Consider the following 220-nt stretch of genomic DNA (forward strand, 5'->3'; position numbering starts at 1 on the left):
GCTTATTGCATTGTGCTGGCTGCGGGTAAGAGCGGTTTCGGGGTTATATGAAACTCTGGATCAGGTGTGGAAACGGAAAGAACGCTGTAAATAAGAACCATCTTTGCCAAAGACTCCGTGTTGTCACTGGAGCCTGATGCTGCAAAGATGTTGCCTGTGGGGGCGCATGGTGTACGAAGGTTCCGATGAATGTCGCCTGCGGGTAGTGCCCGTTGCGCTA

This window comes from Erwinia sp. ErVv1, from assembly GCF_900068895.1.
GTDB lineage: Bacteria > Pseudomonadota > Gammaproteobacteria > Enterobacterales > Enterobacteriaceae > Erwinia.